Genomic DNA, 14190 nt, shown 5'->3' on the forward strand with positions numbered 1-14190 from the left:
GCCTACGGCGGGGAACCTTCCGATCCACGCCGCTTTATCTCCATGTTCGAAGCAGCAGCAGTGAGAGGAAGCATTGCGCAGCATCGCTCGGCGAAAACTGCCTTTACTGCAGGTGCTTGCACTGACACTTGCTTCCTGCTCCTCGTCTGAAACCGTCGAACAGCAATCGAAGCGTGCCGCCTCGACCGCGCAGGCGGCGGTGCTGGTCACCGATGCCTGGCTCTCCGGCGCCGCGCCGTCCCACTACGCGTCCTCTGCCCTACAATCCTTCGCCGAGACACTCGCCGATGCCGGCCGGCAAGTGGAATCGGCCTCGCCGTCCGATCCTGCGACGCGAGACACGCTGAAGGCGGCGATCAGCCGGCTGTCCACCGCGGCAAGCGGGGCCGACAGCGCGGTCGAGGCCGGACAGCAGGCGCAGGCCAGCCGGGCACGCAACGAGCTTCGCGCCGCGCAGGCGGATCTCGCCACGGCCTATCGCGGCTATTTCGCGCCGCAACGATGAAGAAGCTGCTGGAAATTTCGCTTGGCGTCGTGACCAGCGTTGGTGGCTTCCTGGAGGTCGGTTCGATGGCGACAGCGGCGCAGGCAGGCGCCCTGTTCGGCTTCCAACTCATCTGGGCGATCGTGCTCGGCACCATCTGCATCATCTTCCTGGTCGAGATGGCCGGTCGCTTCGCCGCCGTGAGCCATCACACCATCGCCGACGGCATCCGCGAACGCTTCGGCTTCAATGCTTTCCTTTGGCCGCTGCTTGCAGTCCTGCTGGTCAATTTCCTGGTCCTCTCGGCAGAAATAGGCGGGGTTGCCATTGCTGCCGAGCTTGCCACCGGGATCGGCTTTCAATGGTGGGCATTGCCAGCGGCTTTCCTCGCATGGCTGCTGCTGTGGAAAGGCACGTTCGGCCTCATGGAGAAAGGCGTGTCGATGCTTGGCCTGATCACGCTCTGCTTCGTCGTCGCAGCGGTGATGCTAAAGCCCGAATGGAAACAGGTGGCTGCCGGTGCCGTGCCCAGCCTGCCGCAACACGATACGGCGAACTACTGGTTCATGGCCGTCAGCATCCTCGGTGCTTCCATCTCGCCCTACCTTTTCATGTTTTATTCCTCGGGCGCGGTCGAGGATCAATGGGACAAGAGCTATCTCGGCACCAATCGGGCGATTGCCGGTCTCGGCATGAGCTTCGGAGGAACGATCTCCGTGGCCGTGCTGATCGTGGCCGCGCTTGTGCTCGGCGCCCATGGCGTGAACCATGTGGACGACTACAACCAGCTCCCGCTGATGCTGATCTCGGTGTTCGGCTTCTGGGGCTTCGTCCTTTTCGTCGCATCGCTCGGCATCGCCTGTTTCGGAGCCGCTCTGGAAGTGGCGCTGCAGCAGGCTTATCTCGTCGCGCAAGGGTTCGGCTGGATCTGGGGCGAGGATCTCAAGCCGCGCGACGATCCCGGCTTCAGTCTCGTCTACACGCTCACGCTTTTTCTTGCAGCCGTTCCGATAGCGCTTGGTCTCGACCCGCTGAGGCTCACCATCTTCTCAATGGCGTTGACCGCCGCCAGTCTGCCGCTGACGGTCGTGCCGTTCCTCTTCCTGCTGAATGACGAGCGCTATGTCGGCCAGCACCGCAACGGCGTCATCTCCAATGCCGCCGTGATCTTCGTCATCGCGCTCGGCTTCGTGCTGGCGGTGGTGACTATTCCCCTGCAGATATTCGGAGGCACCTGATGCAGCTGCTGCGCGATATCCTGGACAAGCAGGTCGTCGACCGCGAGCAGGTCAAGATCGGCAAGGTGGATGGACTGGTCGCCGAGCTGAGGCAGGGCAAGCCGCCGAGGGTCGTTGCGGTCGAGCTTGGCGCGATTGCGCTGGCCCGACGGCTTGGCGCTCGGCCTGGGCGATTAACGGCGCGGCTGGCCGCAAGGCTGAGCGGGAAGCAGCAGGCACGGCCGCATCGCATCGCTTGGACCAAGGTGCGCGACATCGGCGTCGACATCGAATTCGATATCGACGTGCGCAGGACCAAGATCTTGGCCTGGCAGAGCTGGCTGCGCGATCGCATCGTCGGCCGAATCCCGGGAGCCTGAGGATGGCAAATGTGAATCTCGAGCATCTGGCTGGCCGGCGCGTTCTCACGCAGGGCGGCAGGAGCATCGGCCATATCGAGGAGGTCATCGCCGAGCAGGACGGCGACGACCTCGTCGTCACCGAATTCCATGTCGGCATCTTCGCAGCTTTTGAACGCCTGTCGGCCTCGGCCATCGGCACGGCATTGCTCGACTTTTTCGCGCTGCGCTGCCGCGAGGGCCTCTACCGCATACCTTGGGACAAGCTCGATATCTCCGATCCGGCGCAGCCGCGGCTGCTCTGTTCGGATGACGAGCTTGCCGGCTTCGGAGGCGCCGATCGGGGTAAGTAGCTACTTACAAAAAATCCTGGTCGCGAAAGGGAACATCGCGGCCAGCGCGAAGTTGGAACAGGCAAGGAGGAGCCTGCGCCATGAACAGTGTCATCTATCTTATCGGTCTCATCGTGGTTGTGCTCGCGATACTCTCCTTTCTCGGCTTTCACTAGGAGGCGTCATGCAGCGCGAAAATAATCAGGGCCGCGAGCCGGCCGACTTCGCCAAGGCGAAGACCGAAGTTTCCGATCGAGTTAAGAAAGAAACCCAAAGCGCCGGCGAAGCGCTCCACGATGCCCGCGACGAGGTCGCTCGCAGGGCAGTCGACTATGCGTCGGAAGCACAGGAGGTCCTGTCGGAGAGGGCCGAGGAAACGCAGCGCGACATCGGATCGAGCCTGGCGGCATTCGGCGGCGCTCTGCGTGCGGCAAGCGACCATCTGGCAAACAGCGACCAGAGCTCGGCGTCGAATTTCATGCGGGATGCGGCAGGCGGACTGGAGAGGCTGTCCTCCTCGTTGAAGCAGAAGCCCTTCGGCGAGGTGCTTGAGGAAATTCAGAACTTCGGCCGCCAAAATCCCGGCACTCTGATCGCTGGTTCGGTGCTGGCAGGACTGGCGCTCGGACGGTTCATCAAGGCTTCTCCCCCGGAAACACGCCGCGCGGGGCAGAGCGCAGCGACGCCACGGAAGACTGGTAGGGAAACGAGCAGGCAGACTGGTGCGCAGGCGAGCGAGCCATGGGATGACGCGACGACCAATTGGGGCGTCGACGGCGGCGCTCCCAGGAAGGCAGCGGAGCTAAAGAAATGAACACTCAAGACAACCAAAGCCTCGGCACTCTGGTCGCCGACCTGGCACAGCAGGTGAGCACGCTGGTGCAAACGGAGGCCAGACTCCTGCGAGCGGAGCTATCCGAGAGCGTGACTAAAGCGGAGGCCGGCGCCGTCGGGGTTCTGGGCGGCGCGGTATGTCTCCTCGCCGCGCTGATGGTGCTGCTGCAAGCGCTCGTCATTGCCCTGACCCGCCTCGGCCTGGGCGCCGGCTGGTCCGCCTTGCTCGTAGGAGTGGTCGTTGCCGTGCTGGGTGTCATCCTCTTGCGCACCGGCATGGCAAGCATGTCGCCCTCCGAGCTCGCGCCGGACCGTACGCAGGAGCAACTGAAGCGTGACGCGAACGTAATCAAGGAACAAGCGAGATGAGCGACAAATCCGCAGCCGAACTCGAACGCGAAGCCGAGGCCACGCGAGCAAGGGTGGTGGCGACCGCCGAGTCCATTCGAGGCAAGATGACGCCCGGCCAGCTCTTCGATGAGTTCACCGGTATTTTCAGCGGCGGTGCAGGCTCCGACATGCTCCACAACCTGAAGGCTCAGGTGCGAGACAATCCTCTGCCACTAACCGTAATCGGCGCCGGTCTGGCCTGGCTGATGCTGGGCAGCGGCGCTTCCGCCGCAACCGCCGCGCCCGGCTACGCGACCCGTCGCGGTTCCGACCGCCATGACGGCACATCTACGGCTGGAACCGGAGCCATGACTTCGGACACCTATGCCTCTGTCGGCGACATGGCCAGCGGTGCGGCCGGCACTGTCTCGGGAATGGCCAGCAGTGCGGCCGGCACCATGTCTGACATGGCGAGCAGCGCAGCCGGTAGCGTTTCTGACTTGGCAAGCGGCGCGGCGGAGACGCTGACGAACTCGGCGACAGCCACGGCCGACATGGCGACGAGGGCCACTCGTTCCGCGCAGCAGTTGATGGAGGATCAGCCTCTGGCAGTTGCTGCTGTCGGTCTCGCGATCGGAGCAGCGATCGGCGCGATGCTGCCCCACACGCAACTCGAAGACGAGCGGCTCGGCGGCTATCGCGAACAGCTTCGCGAGAGGGCCGAGGACGCGCTCGAGAAGGGCGTCGACCAAGTGAAGCAGGTTGCAGCCGAAGCCTACCAGGCGGCCAGCGACGAAGCAGGACGGCAGGCGTCGAGCGAAGGTACGCTCGCTGACAAGGTCAGCGATGTCGTCAAGTCCGCCGCCGACAAAGCCGATGAGGCGGTGCACCGGAGGCTGTCCGATACCGAACCGTCGACAACGAACAAGTCCTGATCTGAACAGACCGGATCGATTTGCAAGAATCGCGTTCGAGGAACATTCGAGTCGGGCCTGGTGAACCATTCGAGCCCGACCCGTTGGATGGCTGTGGGTAGAAGCCGCGCCACAGGCTCGGGCGCGCTATCGCGGCTCTCTCGCCGGAGCGAGCCTTTTTAGCTTTTTGGGGATGGCTCCGCGAAACTTCCCCTGCAGACAGCGTAAATCCTCGCCAAGATTCCTGCAGCATCGCCACCAACGCACACCGACTGCATTGGACGTTGATCCCATTTGTTCGGTGAATAACTGGCGGCGCCCAGTCTCTGCACGGTCATACCTGCCGCCGGGCCGTCCTCCAATACGACGATCGAACCGGATCGGGTGGCGAATAAGTGCGGGTCGGTCAGGTAGACTGCGGCGCTGCAGTCGTGCACAAGCATACCCGCTTCGCCCCATTGCAAGTAGAAGTCGATGTAGCCTTGCGACAGTGCGGCTACCATTTGCATGGCGGCATCGGCACCTTCCGAGGCCGCGGCGAGATCCTGTCGCGTCATCACCGTTCGATTTGTGAGATTGAGCGGAACCGCGGTCACTTTCCACGAGGCTGCAAACACTCGATCGGCTGCCTTCGGATCTGCATAGATATTGGCCTCGGCAACGGGCGACACATTGCCAGGGACTTCGAACGCGCCACCCATGACGACGACGTCCTGCACTAGATCTGCTATCGCCGGATCGGCCTCCAGTGCCCGCGCCAAGTTGGTCAGGCCTCCGACAGCAAGCAACCGCACCTGACGCGGATTCTGCCGGACGGTATCGACGATGAATCGCGCGGCAGTGTCCTTCTCCTCCCGCGCTTCCTGGGCAATAGGATAATCCCCCAGCCCGTTCGCGCCATGAACATGGACAGGATAGGGGTGCGGCGCCCCGGACCAGTTTAGCGGAACGGAAGCACCGGCGTGAACGGGCGCTTTGATCCCCCAAGCCTCGGCGAGGAACCTGGCATTGCGCGTTGTAACCGATATCGATGCGTTGCCGAAGACAGTTGTGATGCCGAGCAGTTCGATGTTCGGATGACGGTGCAGGTAAAGCAGCGCGAGGGCATCATCTACGCCAGGATCGGTATCAAAAAGAATTCTCTGCTTTGTCATGTCTCTATGGTCACGCTCTTTCCCACACTGCCGCCAATTATCTTAGCCAGCCTTCTTCGAGCGGCGAGGCCAACAGAATCGTGGCTCCGAGTGTCACCACCGAAGGGTATCGTGAATATGTCGCCGGGTGACGCGCTTGGCGCGTTTCTCCTCGGCGCGCCGGTCTCCTCGCCGCCCGGTGGGGACCGCGAGGCCGACATCGCTGTCCTCAAAGGGCCCTGCGGTCCGCCCAAAAGATGACACGGCGCTCCCTACCTCAGCGGAGGAGCCCGTTGCGCTCGAAGTCTTCCCAGCCGCGCAGGTTGGAGTGGACTGCCTCGCTTTGGCTGTCGTCGGTTGCGGCCGCGCCGCGGCTCTTTTGCGAGCGCTTGAGCGCCGCCTTTGCAGCGGCTCGGCGTCGGTTCTCGGCGGCTCTCGCAGCGTCTTCCTCGCGCCAGACCGCTACAAGGTCACGGTCGAGCACATCCTCGATCAGGCGCGGATCAAAAACGTGGAAGGTGATTTTCCTCGCGCGCCCACGCAGTTTCACCGTCCGCGTCCCGGCGCTCTGCAAGCGGCCGGCCTTGAGCCAGCGGTGACGCTCGCCCGCCGAGATCGTCAGAATGTCCTCGACCTCGCGAGGCATGACGGGCAGGTCTTCGATGTCCTGCATGGCTTTGGACACGATCGCCGATGCGGCCTCAACATTGGCATGGGAGCCCTCCGGCAGACGCAAGGTAAGCACCCGGGACTCGGTATGGAGCAGGCTTCTCAAGTCCGTCGGAAGGCGAGCGCGCATTTCAAGAAAAATGCCCCTCGCCCGCACCGACGATCCAAGCGTCGCCGCCGGGGATAGCGGCCACTCTGCAACCAGCCGTGCAGTCGAATCGATTTTTCTGCTCGCGGGCATCCCCTTAAGTAGGAGTCCTGCCCTGCGAACTCAACGCGAAGCGAGCCTGCACCGGTCTGCAGCAACCGCTGTTGCATCGGGCAGGATCGCCGGACAAGACGCTCGTTCGGCACTCTGGACAGCGGTGAAATGGAGCGAATTGCCAAATAGCGAGTTAGGCTGCCTAGACGGGAGAGACAACAATGAATCCCAAAGCCGCTCCAGAGGACCAGGGCTACGCCACTCCGACCACGCCGGCAGCGGAAGGGCTCGCCCCTGCCCTGGCGCGGAACATCGAGGCACTGGTCGAGAGGCGGAAGCGCGATGCCAAGGCAGCATCGCTGGAGCAGCGCGCGGCGGCGGCAATCAGCAGGTTTGCCGGCAGCATGATGTTCGTCTACATCCACCTCGTCTTCTTTGGCGCCTGGATCGGCCTAAATTTCGGGATCGTGAACTTTATCAAACCCTGGGATCCTTCTCTGGTTATTCTGGCCATGTTCGCCTCGGTCGAGGCGATCTTTCTCTCAACGTTCGTACTGATCAACCAGAACCGCATGGCCGCCCAGGATGATGCGCGGGCAGACCTCGATCTGCAGGTGAGCCTGCTCAACGAGCATGAGACGACCAAGCTCATCAAACTGGTCGAGGAGATCGCGAAGCGCCTGGATGTTCCGACGGAAGCAGACAATGAGTTGAAGGAGCTGAAGCGCGACGTGGCGCCTGAAGCGGTCTTGGACAAGATTAAGGAGGCAACGGGTCAAGCGACGGTCGACTGACCGATCCGTATCCACCGGACGCCAGCAGAAGCTGCTGATCTTGAGGCCTATCACGACACTCCATGCTCCCGCCGGGCGCCGCCATCATCCCGCCTGCGCAAATACTGGAAGACGCCCGAACGCCATTTGCCAGAGCTGGTTTATACCGCATGGGGAAGTCATGGCGGACGCGCTCGGACTGAGTGTGCCCCATCTCAATCGCGCAATTCAGCATTGCGTGTCGAACAGCTCATCACCAGCAACTCGCGCGTCCTACATCTGACTGACCTCGCGGGCCTGCAAGGACTCGCTCAGTACGAGCCGATGGCTCTTACCCCAATCCCAATTCTGAAGCATCAGATCGACGCCCCGAGCGCGTCATTGGGCGTGACTCACCAATGGATTTATTACAGCCGCACAGGCATACTATGGATCGGGCGCGCAGTGGTTGAAAATGATTGCGCCGCGTTATGTTATTTACAGGCTGCGCCGGTCCCTGTCGCTATCGTTTATGGCGTTGGCATCCGGCTGGAAACGACTGCGAAAAAGGAGGCAGCTCTGGTCCCACAAGAACGGGACATCCTTTGCGTCATTGATTTTGCGATTTGAGACCGGCGACGGGCCCATCATTTGCCCGCTTGCCGAACAGGGAGGAAAGCAATGGACGGAGAATCGCGTTCCCAATCAAGGCGAAAGTTTCTGAAGACGAGTGGACTCGCTGGGCTAACGGCGACGGCGGTCACCGCGCCCTGGGTTCGAAGGGCCGGAGCCGCAGACGCAATCACCTGGAAAATCCAAACCTCGTGGCCGGCGGGTGTCGGACTTGAAACCTTCCAAAACTGGTGTGGCACCATCAAGGAAAAAACCGGAGGCCAACTCGAATTTCAGCCGTTCAAGGCAAAGGATATCGTTGGTGACTTCGAACTCCTCGACGGGGTGAAGAACGGCGTACTGGAAGCGATGAACTCGTTTTCACTTTATTGGGCCGGCAAGCTTCCCGCTACGGCGTTCCTGTCCTCTTACACGTTGGGGCTACGCTATCCGCACGAATGGGATATCTTTTTCTATTCAAAAGGTGGTCTGCAGGCCGCGCGCGACCTTTATGCGAAACAAGGCCTTTACTACGTCAACCGCATTCATCACGGCCCGAACATCATCCACTCAAAGACACCGATCCGCTCAATCGAGGATTTTAGGGATCTGAAACTGCGCGTACCGGGCGGCATGATCGCCGAAACCTTTGCGAAAGCCGGTGCCAAGACGACGTTGCTGCCGGGCGGCGAGGTGTTCTCCGCGCTGGAAAAGGGCACGATCGATGCCGCCGACTACACCGGTCCGGCCGTAAACTGGGCCCTCGGTTTCCAGCAGGTGACCAAGTACATTTCCATGGGTCCAGCCGGTCTGATGTCCGTATACCAGCCCGTCGACCTGATGGACTTTGCCGTCAACATGAATGTCTGGAACCAACTCCCGGACAACCTCAAGAAGTTCGTGGAAGACGAGATCCAAGTCTATTCCAATGCCCATTTCGGCTCGATCCAGAAGGCCGACATGGAGGCTTGGCAAAAATTCCTTGATGCCGGCATTGAAATCAATCGGCTTGGACCGGAGGACCTCCAGAAGTTCCAGGAAATCGCGGTGCCCATCTGGTTCGAGTGGACCAACAAGGACAAGGACGCAGCGCGCATCTTCAAGTTGCAGCTCGAGGTCATGGAGAACCCGACAGTCGGTTATGTCACTCCGGACATGTACCAGGGGCTGACCATCAACCTGTGAACCCTCTTTTCGCCCGTCCTGAGCCGGACGGGCGCTCGCTCCTGCAGCAGGCGTTCGCCGATGCCTTCCCTAACATTTGTGCTGCCGCACTGGCTCTACTGGTTAACCCTCGCGGTCTTTCCGCTGGCCGCCGTTCATTTTGTCCATCGAGAACGGGCACAGCGTGATCCCGGCCGTCCAAACCTGTTTCTTGCCTATCTGTTCCTGGTCACAGCCGGCTTCCTCGGCATGCACCGCTTCTATCTGAAGAGCAGGTGGGGATTCATTTTTATCCCGTTCTTCATCGCGGTACTTTGGACAAGCACCCAGGTGCGCGATGGACGCGAGGCAGTTTCACTCGCGCGATCCCAGAGCGAGCACGCCGAGAGACTGTTGCCGCGTGCCAAGGCAGATACGGCAGCCAACAAGCAGGGGGCTGCCGATCGACTTGCAAAAGCTGAGGCTGAGGCCGCGGCGGCGCGCAACAATCTGACGGCGGCCGTTCACGGGCTCGAGTGGGACAGCAGCATCAGCCGGATTGCGGGACTTCTGCTCGGTCTCATTATTGTCGGCGACGCCCTTCTCATACCCGGTCTTGTGCGGCGCGCCCGCGCCCGTGAGACTGGGCGCGCCGCAACCCACCATGAGATCGTCGTCGATGTGCCCGCGACGCCCGTCAAACAGCCTCTTGCGCCATTTAGGCCGGTCGACTGGCTTGTAAGAGTGACAGGCGAGTTCGTCGCCTATTGGTCGGTCCTCGCGGTCATGGCGTACTATTACGAGGTGGTCGCCCGCTTCGTTTTCAACTCCCCGACCAACTGGGTGCACGAGAGCATGTTTCTGATGTTCGGTATGCAATACATGCTGGCTGGGGCCTATGCCTATCGCGATGAGACCCATGTCAGGGTCGACATCGTGTACAGCCACCTCTCCGAACGTGGCCGGGCGATCTGCGATATCATCACCTCGGCATTCTTTTTCCTGTTCGTGGGTACAATGCTCGTTGCCGGCTGGCGTTTTGCCAGCGACGCGATGGCGGTGGGCGAGAGTTCTTTCACCGAGTGGGGTATTCAATATTGGCCGGTGAAGCTGGCGATTCCTGTTGGCGCCGCGCTGCTGCTGCTTCAAGGCGTGTCTCGCCTGATGCGTGACATCGCGACCGCAACAAGAAGGCTCCGCTAAGCCATGGGTCTCGAGCTTCCAATCCTGTGGCTGAGCATCCTCATGTTCGGCGGACTGGGCGTTCTTTTATTGCTCGGGCTGCCAATGGCCTTCTGCACGGGCAGCCTCGCCGTTCTCTTCCTCTTCTTATTCGGTAATGCGGCCATGCTGAACATGCTGCCGTCGCGGATTTTTCCCTTCATGACGGATTATCAGCTCTCGGCGGTGCCGCTTTTTATCTTCATGGCCGCGATCCTTCAGAAAGCGGGCATCATCGAGGAGCTGTTTGACGTCGTCTATAAATGGCTGGGTGGGCTGAAAGGCGGACTTGCCTCGGCCACCATAATCTCGTGCACCCTGCTCGCAGCAATGGTTGGGGTCGTCGGTGCGACGGAAGTGACAATGGGCATGATCGCTCTGCCAGCGATGCTCCGCCGCAACTACGACGCAAAGCTCGCCTGCGGTTCGCTGCTCGCCGGAGGAACGCTTGGCATCCTCATACCGCCTTCGGTGATGGCGATCGTCTACGCCGTCGTCGCGCAACAGTCGTTAGGCGAGCTTTTGATCGGGTCGGTATTCCCAGGGCTGCTGCTGTCTGGGATGTATGTCCTCTATGTCACGGCGCGCTGCTACATCAACCCCAAGCTCGGCCCGGCTTTGCCGCCGAGCGAGCGCATCGGCTTTGGGGAGAAGCTGAGGCTTCTGCGCCGCACGTTCATGCCCATTCTGCTCATCCTGCTTGTGCTCGGAGTCATCTTCCTTGGCATAGCAACGCCTGTTGAAGCCGCCGGCATCGGCACATTCGGTGCTTTCATCGTCTGCGCCGCCCATCGCCGCCTGACTTGGGACACGATCCGGGAAGCCGGCGTGGCGACCCTCAAGGCGACTGCGATGGTGATGTGGATATTCTTCGGAGCCACCATGTTCGTCGGCTTCTTCATCCTGAAGGGCGGGCAGAGCTTCGTCGCCGAATCCATTCTCGGAACTGGATTCGCGCCTTACGGCATTCTTGTTCTGATGATGATCATCCTGTTCGTCCTGGGCATGTTTCTGGACTGGGTGGGCATTCTCCTTCTCACCGTACCGATATTTCTGCCCATCCTTAAGTCCCTCGAATTCGGCGGTACGTTCGGCTTAGCCGGTGTGGCTCCTGAAGACGTGCCGCTGTGGTATGGCGTCATTTTCATGGTCAACATGCAGATGGCGTTCCTGAGCCCACCGTTCGGCTATTCACTGTTTTACTTGAAGAGTGTCGCGCCACCGGAGATATCGATGGCGACGATCTTCCGATCCGCTGTTCCCTTCTTATGCCTGCAGGCGATCGGAGTAGGGTTGTGCATCGTGTTCCCCTCGATCGTCATTTGGCTGCCGAAGCTCATGTACCGAGGCGGTTGACCGCACACGTCTTTGGCGGTTCGACGCCGACTCAACAATCGAAGGTTCAGCGCTTCAGAGGCGCCGCTCGCCTGCAGAAGCTGCTGATCTTGAGGCCTGTCCGCGCACTCCATGCTCCTGCCGGGCGCCATCATCCCGCCCACGCAAATAGCTGGGAGACGAGACATCCCGCTTTGGATTGCGTATCTTGACGTTCAGCTTTTCCTGGGCCTGCCGTCTGGTCGACTTGGTGTTTGGACAAACTGAAGAGCGACAGAGTTGTACGGCCCCAATGTATGGGTGGTCAGCGGGGACTTCGCCGGCTTCGTGTCCTCACCTGCAACGCAAAGCAGTTTAGCATCCGAGGATAGCGCTATGTCGATCGGCACGGGGGTCAGGTTGGCCGCCAGCACGCGGATCGTGTTGCCGCGACGAAAGGCAATTGCTGCCACGCCTGGCCAATCACTCGAAATCCCATAGCGTTCGACGCCGGCGGCCTCAGCGATTTGGGCATGGACGGCTTGCAAGGTCGTCGGGAGCCGTCCTCGTTCAAGAGACCGAAGGGGCCAGTCGGTGCTGCCAATATCAACCGCGCAGCGGCTGTCTCAGCGGCCCGGGCCGCGACGCCGACGGCAAAGGCGGCACCGAACAATGCCCGCTGACGCGGGTCGGTGCCGGCGGCGGGAACCCGGTTATTTCCGGGATTGGCTGCGACCGCCTCCCCATAGGGATTGTGCCGCAAGCCGATCGTGCAAGGCCCAAGCCAGATCGGCTTTCCGGGACACAATTGCCGTGCCGTCTCCATGACTGCAGGATAAACGGTCAGGGTTTCCATGACCGACTGCTCATCGGCGGCATGCACGATGGCGCTGTTGCCGAAGAAGACGAAATCCGCATTGCCGGTCGGCGGGTTGCGGTTGAATTCGGTGAATAGGGAGGGCGTACCAGCCCCAATCGGGCAAGCGCGACCGACAGCCCGCAATGCCTGCACGATCTCGTCAATCGGTCGCTCACCGTTAGGCAAATGGTTCGAGGGGCGTGTCTTGAATTCGCGCCGTGGTGAAACCAGAATGGCGCTCGGTTCAACGCCTGCCAAGCGAACCATAGCTGCAAGGGCCTGGGCCTCGGCCCCAGATTGGATCGCATCAAAGATCGCCTCGACCGCCAGCCGGGCGCCAAGCGCGCTCGCAAGCTCGGCTGCCTTTTCCAGCACGCGCCGATCATGCCCGCGCGCGCTGTCGAAGCGCAGTATGATCTCCGGCACCGGGCCAAGCGAAGCCGCGCCGGCGACGGCTGCCGGCAGTTGGTCGGGATCGACGAACAGCGCTATCGACGGCATCCGCCCGGCAGGCCCGCCAAGGGTCAGGGTTGCTGGACTGCGGATAGCCGGTCCAGGCGCCGATGTCTCGGCGCGCACGGAAACCGTGACGCGCTGTATGTCCTTTACACCTTTGCGAGCGGCCGCACATACGTCTTGAACGACGCGTCCGTCCAGTTGCGCTGGTCCTCCATCTCGAAGGCATCGCCTTCCATGGCGACGGCGCAGACCAGGCCGGGTGCTGGCTCGTGCGTCAGCGCTGAAATGTCGAAGGCAGGCTGGTCCGGGCTGATCAATTTGGGAAATGTCGTCTCCTCGATGCTTCCGTCGCTATGCCGGATGGTCAGCCTTTTGCCCGCCGCCTCTGAAGGATGAAGCACCACGAAACCGATGCGGTTGGTGGGGAAATCGGTGAGCGCCACGCCATCCGCTTGCAAGGTCAGCTCGCCCGACGCGTCGCCACGAATCTTCATGCGATAGGCGAAACGTCCCTGCGGGCCGGCGCAGAGTCCGTCATAGCGAAGCTCGAACGACGTGCCGTCCTCGGAAATTCGCATGTTGGAAAGCTCGGCCTTGTAAGTCCCCCAGGACGCATCGCGCGCGAGATAGTTGATCGCCCGAACCACCTCCACGCCGGCAAAACAGATCGTCCGCAGATTGCCGTCCTCGAGAACGGCGGTCAGCGGTCCGGCGGCAAGAAGCCTCCGTTGCGGAAGCGGCTCGTCGGTGCCGTAAAGCGCAAGGAGATCTTGAAGTCTGTAAACTGCGCCCCATGGAAACCGATCCGGACTCGTCCGCACGCAAAGCTCCCCCGGCTGTTCGCTGGGCGGACCTGGCCGACCCCATCCTCATCATTGCCCGTGAGATTCAGTTTCGCGGTTACAGGGACGAGAAAGCGCTGTCGATGTCGCAATCGGAGGGCATGGTGATGCGCCACCTGGTTGCGCACGCTTCCGCAACGCCCAGCCAGATCGCGACGGCGACCGGGCTGCAGCGCACCAATGTTTCCACCGTGCTGCGCGACCTGGAAGGCAAGGGGCTGATCGAGCGCCATGTCGACCCGCAAGATCGCCGGGGCGTCAGCGTCCATCGCACCCGGCGGGGAGCCCACAATTACGCCCTGGTGCGCAAGGAGTGGGCAACTGCCGTATCCGAGGCCGCCGGCGGCGACACACGCAAGCTCAATGCCGCGCTTGAGCTTCTCAGATCCATCGAAGCCGGCCTGACCGCAACGCGACCGATAGACAGCGACGGTCCGGGGCGACTGTCCGCCCGCCGCCGGAACGGCTAGTGCCGAACAGCGCGAGAGAGAAGCAATCTCGACCGCAACTCGGT

Annotated in this window: 17 protein-coding genes; 13 read left to right on the plus strand and 4 right to left on the minus strand. The window is 61.6% G+C overall.

All coding sequences use genetic code 11. From position 1 onward, the window contains the following. Positions 1-73 precede the first annotated feature (73 nt). From EOA75_RS05180 to EOA75_RS05210, 7 genes are read left to right on the plus strand one after another with little or no spacing between them, the layout of a single operon-like run. Positions 74-505 carry a hypothetical protein gene (locus tag EOA75_RS05180; RefSeq protein WP_127239686.1) on the plus strand — a complete coding sequence of 144 codons (432 nt, stop codon included), beginning with the start codon at positions 74-76 and terminating at the stop codon, positions 503-505. Beyond that, on the plus strand, positions 502-1722 hold the full coding sequence (locus EOA75_RS05185) for a divalent metal cation transporter (RefSeq protein ID WP_127323777.1): 1221 nt from the start codon (positions 502-504) through the stop codon (positions 1720-1722). The genes EOA75_RS05180 and EOA75_RS05185 overlap by 4 nt, the downstream gene beginning before the upstream one ends. Then, positions 1722-2081: a hypothetical protein gene (locus EOA75_RS05190; protein WP_067320534.1), complete on the plus strand. Its 360-nt coding sequence runs from the start codon at positions 1722-1724 to the stop codon at positions 2079-2081. The genes EOA75_RS05185 and EOA75_RS05190 overlap by 1 nt, the downstream gene beginning before the upstream one ends. A 2-nt stretch (positions 2082-2083) precedes the next feature. Further along, positions 2084-2413 carry a hypothetical protein gene (locus EOA75_RS05195; protein WP_095827615.1) on the plus strand — a complete coding sequence of 110 codons (330 nt, stop codon included), beginning with the start codon at positions 2084-2086 and terminating at the stop codon, positions 2411-2413. Further along, positions 2379-3206 (plus strand): hypothetical protein, encoded by an 828-nt coding sequence (locus tag EOA75_RS05200; RefSeq protein ID WP_245322510.1) that lies wholly within the window; start codon positions 2379-2381, stop codon positions 3204-3206. Before EOA75_RS05195 ends, EOA75_RS05200 begins: the two co-directional genes overlap by 35 nt. Continuing rightward, positions 3203-3595 carry a phage holin family protein gene (locus EOA75_RS05205; RefSeq protein WP_127323778.1) on the plus strand — a complete coding sequence of 131 codons (393 nt, stop codon included), beginning with the start codon at positions 3203-3205 and terminating at the stop codon, positions 3593-3595. Before EOA75_RS05200 ends, EOA75_RS05205 begins: the two co-directional genes overlap by 4 nt. Continuing rightward, the gene (locus EOA75_RS05210) at positions 3592-4491 is read left to right on the plus strand and encodes a DUF3618 domain-containing protein (protein WP_127323779.1); all 900 of its coding nucleotides are present in this window, start codon (positions 3592-3594) and stop codon (positions 4489-4491) included. Before EOA75_RS05205 ends, EOA75_RS05210 begins: the two co-directional genes overlap by 4 nt. 158 nt (positions 4492-4649) lie before the next feature. Here the strand turns inward: EOA75_RS05210 and EOA75_RS05215 are convergent, their stop codons facing one another. Both EOA75_RS05215 and EOA75_RS05220 read right to left on the minus strand, forming a co-directional pair. Next, on the minus strand, positions 4650-5624 hold the full coding sequence (locus tag EOA75_RS05215; protein ID WP_095826172.1) for a nucleoside hydrolase: 975 nt from the start codon (positions 5622-5624) through the stop codon (positions 4650-4652). A gap of 256 nt (positions 5625-5880) precedes the next feature. Then, entirely contained in the window at positions 5881-6513 is a 633-nt protein-coding gene (locus EOA75_RS05220; protein ID WP_127323780.1) for a hypothetical protein, read from the minus strand. A gap of 182 nt (positions 6514-6695) precedes the next feature. Between EOA75_RS05220 and EOA75_RS05225 the strand changes: the two genes are divergently transcribed. From EOA75_RS05225 to EOA75_RS05245, 5 genes are all read left to right on the plus strand, one after another. Continuing rightward, on the plus strand, positions 6696-7268 hold the full coding sequence (locus EOA75_RS05225; RefSeq protein WP_095827618.1) for a DUF1003 domain-containing protein: 573 nt from the start codon (positions 6696-6698) through the stop codon (positions 7266-7268). A 213-nt stretch (positions 7269-7481) separates the two neighbouring features. After that, positions 7482-7856, plus strand: a complete 375-nt coding sequence (locus tag EOA75_RS05230; protein ID WP_127323781.1) for a hypothetical protein — start codon at positions 7482-7484, stop codon at positions 7854-7856. A gap of 51 nt (positions 7857-7907) precedes the next feature. Then, positions 7908-9023: a TRAP transporter substrate-binding protein DctP gene (gene dctP / locus EOA75_RS05235; RefSeq protein WP_127323782.1), complete on the plus strand. Its 1116-nt coding sequence runs from the start codon at positions 7908-7910 to the stop codon at positions 9021-9023. A 60-nt stretch (positions 9024-9083) separates the two neighbouring features. Next, on the plus strand, positions 9084-10184 hold the full coding sequence (locus EOA75_RS05240) for a TRAP transporter small permease subunit (RefSeq protein ID WP_067320504.1): 1101 nt from the start codon (positions 9084-9086) through the stop codon (positions 10182-10184). A 3-nt stretch (positions 10185-10187) separates the two neighbouring features. After that, a complete protein-coding gene (locus EOA75_RS05245) occupies positions 10188-11558 on the plus strand; it encodes a TRAP transporter large permease subunit (RefSeq protein ID WP_127323783.1) in 1371 nt (456 codons plus the stop codon). A 373-nt stretch (positions 11559-11931) separates the two neighbouring features. Here EOA75_RS05245 and EOA75_RS05250 read toward each other — a convergent pair whose 3' ends face one another. Next, the gene (locus EOA75_RS05250) at positions 11932-12876 is read right to left on the minus strand and encodes a hypothetical protein (RefSeq protein ID WP_127323784.1); all 945 of its coding nucleotides are present in this window, start codon (positions 12874-12876) and stop codon (positions 11932-11934) included. A gap of 104 nt (positions 12877-12980) precedes the next feature. After that, a complete protein-coding gene (locus EOA75_RS05255; RefSeq protein WP_127216267.1) occupies positions 12981-13655 on the minus strand; it encodes a hypothetical protein in 675 nt (224 codons plus the stop codon). Between EOA75_RS05255 and EOA75_RS05260 the strand changes: the two genes are divergently transcribed. Further along, positions 13628-14146: a MarR family transcriptional regulator gene (locus EOA75_RS05260; protein ID WP_127323785.1), complete on the plus strand. Its 519-nt coding sequence runs from the start codon at positions 13628-13630 to the stop codon at positions 14144-14146. The two genes, EOA75_RS05255 and EOA75_RS05260, sit on opposite strands and share 28 nt — an antisense overlap. The last annotated feature ends 44 nt before the right edge of the window (positions 14147-14190 follow it).

Source organism: Mesorhizobium sp. M1A.F.Ca.IN.022.07.1.1 (assembly GCF_003997575.1).
Taxonomy (GTDB): Bacteria; Pseudomonadota; Alphaproteobacteria; order Rhizobiales; family Rhizobiaceae; genus Mesorhizobium.

Excerpts from the sequence above, each read along its gene's own strand:
- EOA75_RS05185 (WP_127323777.1), top strand. The coding sequence starts at position 502 with ATGAAGAAGCTGCTGGAAATTTCGCTTGGCGTCGTGACCAGCGTTGGT.
- EOA75_RS05190 (WP_067320534.1), top strand. The coding sequence starts at position 1,722 with ATGCAGCTGCTGCGCGATATCCTGGACAAGCAGGTCGTCGACCGCGAG.
- EOA75_RS05195 (WP_095827615.1), top strand. The coding sequence starts at position 2,084 with ATGGCAAATGTGAATCTCGAGCATCTGGCTGGCCGGCGCGTTCTCACG.
- EOA75_RS05205 (WP_127323778.1), top strand. The coding sequence starts at position 3,203 with ATGAACACTCAAGACAACCAAAGCCTCGGCACTCTGGTCGCCGACCTG.
- EOA75_RS05210 (WP_127323779.1), top strand. The coding sequence starts at position 3,592 with ATGAGCGACAAATCCGCAGCCGAACTCGAACGCGAAGCCGAGGCCACG.
- EOA75_RS05215 (WP_095826172.1), bottom strand. The coding sequence starts at position 5,624 with ATGACAAAGCAGAGAATTCTTTTTGATACCGATCCTGGCGTAGATGAT.
- EOA75_RS05220 (WP_127323780.1), bottom strand. The coding sequence starts at position 6,513 with ATGCCCGCGAGCAGAAAAATCGATTCGACTGCACGGCTGGTTGCAGAG.
- EOA75_RS05225 (WP_095827618.1), top strand. The coding sequence starts at position 6,696 with ATGAATCCCAAAGCCGCTCCAGAGGACCAGGGCTACGCCACTCCGACC.
- dctP (WP_127323782.1), top strand. The coding sequence starts at position 7,908 with ATGGACGGAGAATCGCGTTCCCAATCAAGGCGAAAGTTTCTGAAGACG.
- EOA75_RS05240 (WP_067320504.1), top strand. The coding sequence starts at position 9,084 with ATGCCTTCCCTAACATTTGTGCTGCCGCACTGGCTCTACTGGTTAACC.
- EOA75_RS05245 (WP_127323783.1), top strand. The coding sequence starts at position 10,188 with ATGGGTCTCGAGCTTCCAATCCTGTGGCTGAGCATCCTCATGTTCGGC.
- EOA75_RS05250 (WP_127323784.1), bottom strand. The coding sequence starts at position 12,876 with ATGCCGTCGATAGCGCTGTTCGTCGATCCCGACCAACTGCCGGCAGCC.
- EOA75_RS05260 (WP_127323785.1), top strand. The coding sequence starts at position 13,628 with ATGGAAACCGATCCGGACTCGTCCGCACGCAAAGCTCCCCCGGCTGTT.